Annotated in this window: 6 protein-coding genes and 1 rRNA gene; all 7 read right to left on the bottom strand. The window is 60.7% G+C overall.

Annotated features, from left to right (window positions below):
• Positions 1–86: 86 nt before the first annotated feature.
• The gene (locus M3B90_RS09455) at positions 87–359 is read right to left on the bottom strand and encodes a hypothetical protein (RefSeq protein ID WP_259890120.1); all 273 of its coding nucleotides are present in this window, start codon (positions 357–359) and stop codon (positions 87–89) included.
• Between the two features lie 36 nt (positions 360–395).
• The gene (locus M3B90_RS09450) at positions 396–659 is read right to left on the bottom strand and encodes a hypothetical protein (RefSeq protein ID WP_259890119.1); all 264 of its coding nucleotides are present in this window, start codon (positions 657–659) and stop codon (positions 396–398) included.
• Positions 660–805: 146 nt separating this feature from the next.
• The gene (locus M3B90_RS09445) at positions 806–1,072 is read right to left on the bottom strand and encodes a hypothetical protein (RefSeq protein WP_259890118.1); all 267 of its coding nucleotides are present in this window, start codon (positions 1,070–1,072) and stop codon (positions 806–808) included.
• Between the two features lie 143 nt (positions 1,073–1,215).
• Complete coding sequence (locus M3B90_RS09440; protein ID WP_259890117.1) at positions 1,216–5,373, bottom strand: FtsK/SpoIIIE domain-containing protein; 4,158 nt, start codon at positions 5,371–5,373, stop codon at positions 1,216–1,218.
• A 124-nt stretch (positions 5,374–5,497) separates the two neighbouring features.
• Positions 5,498–6,466 (bottom strand): PP2C family serine/threonine-protein phosphatase, encoded by a 969-nt coding sequence (locus M3B90_RS09435; RefSeq protein WP_259890116.1) that lies wholly within the window; start codon positions 6,464–6,466, stop codon positions 5,498–5,500.
• A 171-nt stretch (positions 6,467–6,637) separates the two neighbouring features.
• On the bottom strand, positions 6,638–7,642 hold the full coding sequence (locus M3B90_RS09430) for a polyprenyl synthetase family protein (protein ID WP_259890115.1): 1,005 nt from the start codon (positions 7,640–7,642) through the stop codon (positions 6,638–6,640).
• A gap of 191 nt (positions 7,643–7,833) precedes the next feature.
• Positions 7,834–7,950, bottom strand: a 5S ribosomal RNA gene (gene rrf, locus M3B90_RS09425).
• Positions 7,951–8,030 lie beyond the last annotated feature (80 nt).

Here is an 8,030-nt window from a genome sequence, read left to right as displayed (position 1 = left end):
CGTCCCGTATCAATCAAGTGCTCCCCCATGAGGCCATGATGGACGGCTGATGCTTCCAGCCTAGTTTCGCACCTCGGGTTCTACTCTTACGACGCTGCCGAGGCCTGCATCTGCTCGGCAGCCTCGTGTTTGACCTGCTCGCCGTGTGCGCGCAGATTCGTCAAGAGCGCTTCGATTGCGGTTGCGAGCGCTTCGAAGTTCGAGACAAATGAATCGCGATCCTCGCCAACCCATTGCGCAGACTGAACGCTTTCACGTGCCGAATGGAGCGCACTCGTCGCCGCTGCGGCAAGAGAAATGAGGTTTTCACCTGTCGAGACGCCCTGCTCGGGCGACATTCCAATAAAAGCTGTATTCATGTTTTCCCCCTACCTCTGTGTTGTTGAGTGATGTTGCTATCCGGCGCTCGAGGCTGCTCGCTGCTCGGCAACCTGCCCGCGCGCGTTCTCGGCCAAAAACGCGAGTCTTGCGGCGTTTTCGTCGCTCGAGTTGGCGAGAGTACCTAGTTGTGCGAGGAAGTTCTCGCGGTCCTCTCCCACCCATTCGAGCGACTGGACGGTGCTCACGGCATTGCTTCCCGTGTCGCGAAGCGAAGTGGCGAGCTCTTCAAGTGTGCCAGCCATGGTTTCGACGCTTCCCGGATCCATTCCCTTCATCATGTCGTTCTCCATTTTCTGAGGGCTCGCGCCCTCGTCGTTTCTTCCGACACCTTCACGCTACGGCTCCCCGATTCGCTATCACCCTGTGGAGCGCGTTTCGCCGGCGTCCGTGTGGACAACTTTGTGGTGCCGTCACAGAATCCTGTCTAGCCTGCAAAGCTCGAGGCTCGCCGCTGCTCGGCCGCGTGTTCCTCGAGTGTGCGCGCTGCTCCCCTTAATGTCTCGGCTAGGGCGACGAATTGGCCATAGGCTCCCACGACGGCTTTTGCGAAGGGCTCGGCATCGGGTCCCTCCCACGAAAGTGCATTCACGAGTGCGCGCAGGTCCTCGCCCGCGCGTATCCAGCTTTCTGCGCTGAGTGACATGAGCGCGCTAAGCCGTTCAATCGCAGCGGGGTCCATTCCTTCAAACATATTTTGCTCCTCAGTCTTGACACGGTTCGGCGGCATTCTGGAGGGCGTCCACTATTCACCTCGGTAGTGCCACGAATAGATCACGGAGCGAGGAGGGTGCGCTCGCTCCTCCTCACTTTCGTTCGGATGGGACAACGTCGCATCTATTTGCCGCGTGGGTCTCGCACGAGCGCGGGAACGATGAGACGGCAATCAGCCCCATCAACGAGCCACGCGACGTCGGGGTCGCTCGCCCACCTCGTTCGGGGCGGCGTGCGGCCAAACAGGGTAAAGACTTCTCCTTCTCGCGCCCCAAGGACGATGCCGCACCCCGCTCGCGCAAGATGTGGCCCAATCGGACCGAGCCTCGAGAATGAGCCTCCCTTGAGCCCACCGTAAACGCATGCTCCCGCCGCAAGGGCATTGCGCAAGACAGCGCCGAGATCGCTCGCGCCATCTGAGGATTCGAGAGCGGCAATGTCGTCAAGGATCACGAACGCATTCGTACCGAGCACGGTCGCGTGGTTGAGGAGGCGTTTCGCCTCCCCTATATCGCCGGATGCGCCGTGAGGCGCGCGAAGGACTTCGCGTTCACGAGCAAGCAGCGAGAGCGAGTCGAGGAGTGCCAGGCGCTCAGCCTCCTCGCCTCCCGTGATGAGCCCTCCCCCGGTGAGTGGGAGTGAAGCGGGTGCCCCATCCGCATGGGCGAACCCCACGAGTCCGCGTTTCGCGTCCTGCACGAGTGCTTGAGCTTGCGGGATATCTAACGTGCGCCTACCGAGCATAAAGGCGTCTCGACAGGCGCGACGCCGTGTTTCCTCGCGCGAACTTGGCTCCGCGAACAGCGCGATGTGCGCTTCGAGACCGCCGACACTTGCCCGCCCCACGGGAGACGACTCCTCAAGCTTCACAGCGCCGGCACACATCGCGTAGTCCTCGGCGCGGGAGAGGCGGTGCACGATGCGTTCGGTACACATTGACTCGAGACTGCGCGGTAGTTCGTTCGGCCCGGAGGCTCCGATCACGAGGGTGAGACGGCGTGCACGGGCGGTACGTGCAAGGGCGCCGAGAAGTGAATGGATTTCCTCGCGGTCGCTCGGGTGAGCCTCGTGGCAAAGACTCGCGAAAGAGTCGAGCACGAGGATAGCCGAACCAGATGAGCTCTCGACATTGGCGAGGGTTCGCAGCATCCGCAATGCAGATGCGGTGTCCTCCCCTGGCACGTACCCGAGTGCGTGGGGTTCATCAATGAGGCTTCGAAGCCCCTGGCTCATTGAGTCGATAATGAAAAGACGCGGCGGCTCCTGCGCGGTGCGAGTCGAGCGCACGATACTTATGATGCTTGTGCTCCGCCCGGTACCGGACGCCCCATACACACCGTAGATTGATCCCGGTGGCCCAATCCGTGCCACGGTTCGGCGTTGGCGGGAGGGGTCATCGACGATGGCATAGGGCGCGGGTAGCCCCCACTCTTCAACGAGAGCCTCGCCTGTGTAGTTTTCCACGAGCGGTGGTAGCCAGGGTGCACGGACCGTAGTTCCTCTTCGCTCCCATGCGCGGATGGCGGCTTCAACTGCGAGGTGAGCATCGGTCGGCGGTTGCTCAGCGCCACGCGTCAGCTTTGGGGGGAGTCCTCGCGGGCGCGCGTTCCATGCCGAGAGCACCTTTTCGTCGTTCATCGCGTGTGCGAGGTCTAACTTGAGATTCGCTGAGCGATCAGCCGGGCCGCGCGCGCCTGCGTACGCCATTTGCGCCTCGTGGTGCAAGCCCGCTCCCACTGCGCTCACGATAGCTCGACCAGGATTATCGAGGGATATCTGTGCGGCTGCCTTGGACCCGATGACATCGATCGAATCAGCGGCATCGCTCAAGCGAAGGGCGATGCGCAAGCTCACGTTCGCGCGAAGCCTCTCACTCACGATCCCCGCAGGTCGCTGCGTCGCCAAAATGAGATGGACTCCAAGCGAACGCCCTCGCTGCGCAACATCTATGAGCCCGTCCAGGAAATCGGGACAGTCATCACGCAGTGCTGCGAACTCGTCGACAACGATGACGAACGCGGGTAAATCCGTACCTCCGATCGACGCGTATTCGTCGATGTCCTTTGCACCAAAACGCGCTAAGAGCTCTTCCCTGTAGCGCAGTTCCGCCCTGAGTGAGATGAGGGCGCGAGCCACAAGCTCGGGCCCGAGGTCTGTCACAAGTCCCGTGCAGTGCGGAAGCCGCGCGCACTCTCCAAGCGCTGCACCACCTTTGTAGTCCACAAAGAGGAAGGTGACGCGACGCGGGGAGTAGTTGAGCGCAAGCCCAAGAATCCAGGACTGAAGGAACTCCGATTTTCCAGATCCCGTCGTTCCCGCGACGAGAGCGTGCGGGCCCCACCTGCGAAGCGGAATGGTGAGCGGGCCCGCTGCCCCGTACCCGACGAGAGCATCGAGAGTGAGCGATTCGGCCCAATCACTCAGGTGCCACTCCTCAAGTAGGCTTTCGTCTAGAGACCTTCGTTCTCGCCCGTTGATGTCGAGCAACGATACGGTCGCAGGGATTGCCTCCCCCACGTGCTCACGGCCTCGCGCATCTACCAATGGGGCAAGTCTCTTGGCCCATGAGAGGAGCGAGTCGTCGCTCACGGCTTCGCATTCTTCGATCGGCACGGGTACCGAATCGCCTCGCCGAAGGAGCACCCCGTTGCTGGTCGAAGCCTCGACGAGTGCACTACAGGCACCGGGAACGCTGAGCCTTTCGGCCGCCGTCACAATGAGGCATGGTCCCGGCCCTTCGTGCTTTTCCCACGCTTCCATGAGCATCGTGAGCAAGGTGAGTTGCCTAGACGTCGGTTCAAGCGCGAGGACCACGACCTGTCCACCTTCTACGCTAGATTCTGCATGGAAGCCCGGCATGCGATTCCCGACCCACGCAGCGAGGCTTTCCTCGCTATCGAGAATCCGCGTTTTTCCCCCATTGGCGCTTTGCGCATGGGGAAGCCATGCAATTGTTCGTACGCTTTCGCGAAAGGCAGGAGAACACACGAGGACCAGGCGAACGTCGGAAGGAGAGTGACGCCCGGCCAACTGCACTGCGAGGCTCGCCGCACAATCAAAGCGCCCGGCACCCGTGATGCCGAGCCCTCGCGTCTCGCGAAGAGAAACCGTCACGGGACCTTCAAACGTGCGGGCTTGGTCGCGAAGCATTTCCAGTGCACCTCGCTGTTCGCGGGAACCGTGAGTCTGAGCCTCGCCTTTGAGCTCTACTTGGCTTGCGACGTGTCCTGTCCCAAGCCGAAGAGTCAAAAAGTCACTGTGCTCTTCGCGAACCGCCCACAGGTCCCCGCATTTTGGCGAGTCCCACTCGACGATTACTTGGGATGCTGGAACCATCATGGCGAGACGGGCCCTCTCCGCCTCGTGCGCGCTGTGAATCTCTGCCCTTGCTCCGTCGAGGGCATCGTCGAACTCTCGAAGCGCATCAGCCTGTTCCTTTCGCACGCGCTCGCACTGCGACCAATAGTTTGCGAGCGCCATGATCGGCATCACGACCGCGAGCATGATGACAAAGGTGCTGCGCGTGAGTGCATACATCGCACCAGCGATCGCAATCGGCACGAGGAGGCTGACGAAAGGGAACGGAGGTAAGGTTTTCGACTGCGGGAGGCGAGGCAAAACGATGTGGTTCGGCGGCGCCTCGAGTTCAATACGCACTGGTGGAAGGTACGCGCGCGCAGGTGAGTCGCGCACGACCACGTCTGCACCAGCGCGGTGGCGTACCCTCAAACGCCATTGCCCTACGTACACGTCTGAATCCGGGCTAAGGCTGGTCGCACCTATCTTTCGCCCTGCAGCACTTTTCAGATCTGCCCCTTGGGCGGCGTGAATCGACACATCCGCACCTGTATCGAGATACGCGTGTGTGCTGGCAACATCGCCATCCTCGACTGTGACTCGGCACGTTGCGGAAGATCCCAACGACGAAAGCCCCATCTCGAGCGGCACGACGCGTCGGTCCCCTTTGCGATCTAAAACCAGTTCCCAGGACGAGAGCGCCGCGTGCAGTGGCCTGGGGCTGCCCTCGACTGCTCGCACTAGCTCAACGCTCATGCCCGATACCAGACCAGAGGAGTGAACGAGCCCCTCATTGTCGAGTATGTCCCCTGGAACCCCCTGCAGGCTCTCCTGCGCCACCCTTAAGACATACTCCGCATCATCGAGAACCAAATGATGCCTCATCCGTTCCACGAGTTCTCCCACGCTCACGGTCGAATCCGCGGCGATCTCGAGCACTATCGGATCTGCCTCAAGCGGACGCACCTCCACTAGCAGTGTCACAACGCCCCCTTCCGATTCGCGGCGATAACTGCTCACTCAAGGATGACGCGAACGCGAGGGACGAGAAACCCCGCCGTCCAATGCTGTGGAGAGCGGGGTGATGTGAAGCGATGAGCGAGGCGCGCTAATCGAGTCCGGGTTCGTCACTTTCAGGGGCGCGAGAAATTCCGACGGCTCCTTCGCCTTCAGTGCCGCTTCGCTGACGGCCGGTGAGATCTTCCCCTTCAGAGGACCAGCTTTCGCGCTCGTCGAGCACGTGTTCGTCAGCAATCACCGGCAGTTCGAGACGATCGACGGTTGTGAAGATGTGCTCGCCGTAGGAACCCGCTTGTTGAGGATCGACCGCGCTCACGACGACCGCTGTTGCATTATCGCGCCCGCCGTGTGTGACAGCTGTTTCAACAATGCGTTGGGCCACAAAGCCAGCTTCCGAGGTTTCCTCAAGCATCGCTTGTAGCTCGCCATCGCTGACCTCTCCTGTGACACCATCGCTGCAGATGAGGAAGCGATCGCCAAGACGGACGGGAATGAGCCAAAAATCTGGACGGGTATCGGGTCCTGCACCAAGAGCACGCGTAATCATGTTGCGATAGGGGTGAACGCGCGCTTGGTCGAGCGTAATCTCTCCGCGATCAACGAGTTCTTGTACAACGGAGTGGTCAACACTGACTTGCGAGAATTCCCCGTCACGAAGCATGTACACACGCGAGTCGCCAAGGTTCATGACAAGCCAGTGGGGCTCGGACTCGTGGAGCGTCAGGGCAACCATCGCGACTGTTGTGCCTGCGCTGCGACCGGAATCATCATCGATGCTTGCAATACGCTCGTAGGATCGCACCATCGCATCGGCAACGTCTTCGAGTTCGATGTAATCACCGCCCGCGAGGGAGGCGAACTCATCGACGACGATGCCACTCGCAATCTCGCCAGCGTTGTGGCCGCCCATGCCGTCGGCGACGAGAAAAATCGGGTCATACGCGACAAACGAGTCCTCATTGACTGCCCGCACAAGGCCGACGTCGGTAGCCCCTGTCGAGGACACACCGAAATCCTCCGGGTGCCGTTCCGCCCGCAACGAGAGTTCTACATTCACGAGTTTGTTCACTTCACCTTCGTCGAGCACGGCTTGCCGGTGAGAGCACTGAAAGAGCGCAAACGCCGAGAAGCCATATCAAGGAAACGCCGCGAGGAGTTCGTCCGCGGTGCCTGGAGCGAACTCAAGCATAGCGAGAAGCGTTGAAGCATGCAGGCTCCAGAAACGTCCTCACGCACGGCGCCTCACGAGAGAGACGGTAAATGCCGTGAGCGCATCTCTCGGTGGACCGGCCGGAAGCGATTCGACCAATGCAAGAGCGCGATCGGCATAGGTTTCCGCTAGCCTTTCAGTCTCATCAACGACAGGGTGTTCAGATAGTGCGCTCACGACTTCGGCAAGTCTGTCATCGCTCGAAAGGTCACCGTCAACAGCAGCGAGAAGCGCTGCTGACGCCGTATCTTCGGGATGCTTCTCAACATGTGCCCGCAAGAGCAAACTCGGCATCGTTGGCACACCTTCTCGCAGATCAGTGCCGGGCGTCTTACCCGATTCCACGGAGCTCGCCCGGATGTCGAGAACGTCGTCGGCGAGTTGAAACGCGACCCCTACGGCTTCGCCATACTCGCGCATAGTCGCCACCACGCTCTCGGGCGCTCCCGCAATCATGGCGCCGAGCACTCCAGCTGCGGCAATGAGCGAGCCCGTCTTATTGGACAACACGTCGATGTAATGCACGAACGGGTCATCCCCCGAGCCGGGCCCTACGGTCTCGTTAAGTTGCCCGAGGCACAAACGCTCGAAGGTGTGAGCGTGGACAGCGACAATCTCAGAACCAAGGCCCGCGCTCATCGCGCTCGCTCTAGCCAGCAAAAAATCACCGGTCAGAATCGCAATGTTGTTACCCCAAACCCGATGAGCGGCCTTAGTACCGCGACGAGTATCCGCACCATCCATCACATCGTCGTGATAAAGGGTCGCAAGATGAGTAAGCTCCACGAGCGCCCCGGCGTCGATAAGCTGCGAACTAGTAATATCGCCAAACGCGCCTGCCAGCATTACAAGAACGGGACGAACGCGTTTACCCCCAGCATCGAGGAGGTAAGGGGCGGTCGAACGCATCATTGGGTCGGACGTTGCGACAGCAGCGTGGAGCTTCTCTTCGATCGCTTCGAGCCCGGCTTGGATTGATTCCGCGAGGGAGGGGTCGATGTCATCCATCGTGAAGCTCGCCATCACTGTCCTTTACCTGACGGGCCCGTTCCCTGCGAACGAACTACAGGGGTTAACTGTATCGGGATTTGGGGCCGAGCGCAGCGTGAGGGACACGTGCACATCGATATGAATGGGGAGCGTCACGGAAGGAGTCCGACGGTCGCCAAGAAAAAGAAAGCCCCGGCCGTGAGGCCGGGGCTTTCGAAGAATTATTTCGGCGGCGTCCTACTCTCCCACACCCTCCCGAGTGCAGTACCATCGGCGCAGTTGGGCTTAGCTTCCGGGTTCGGGATGGAGCCGGGCGTTTCCCCAACGCTATGACCGCCGAAAAACTTTCGGCAGATGCTGCTCGAAGCAGCGAGGCTATGAAGTTTTTATCGGGCGCTCCGCGCTCCATTACGCGGGCGGT

This window comes from Dermabacter sp. p3-SID358 (genome assembly GCF_025147465.1).
Taxonomy (GTDB): Bacteria; Actinomycetota; Actinomycetes; order Actinomycetales; family Dermabacteraceae; genus Dermabacter.
Note: the sequence above shows the minus strand (reverse complement) of the source record. Positions and strands in the feature narration are given on the sequence as shown.

What these genes read in the sequence shown, in the direction of transcription:
- M3B90_RS09430 (WP_259890115.1), bottom strand. Translation starts at nt 7,642, where the DNA reads ATGGCGAGCTTCACGATGGATGACATCGACCCCTCCCTCGCGGAATCA.
- M3B90_RS09450 (WP_259890119.1), bottom strand. Translation starts at nt 659, where the DNA reads ATGATGAAGGGAATGGATCCGGGAAGCGTCGAAACCATGGCTGGCACA.
- M3B90_RS09455 (WP_259890120.1), bottom strand. Translation starts at nt 359, where the DNA reads ATGAATACAGCTTTTATTGGAATGTCGCCCGAGCAGGGCGTCTCGACA.
- M3B90_RS09445 (WP_259890118.1), bottom strand. Translation starts at nt 1,072, where the DNA reads ATGTTTGAAGGAATGGACCCCGCTGCGATTGAACGGCTTAGCGCGCTC.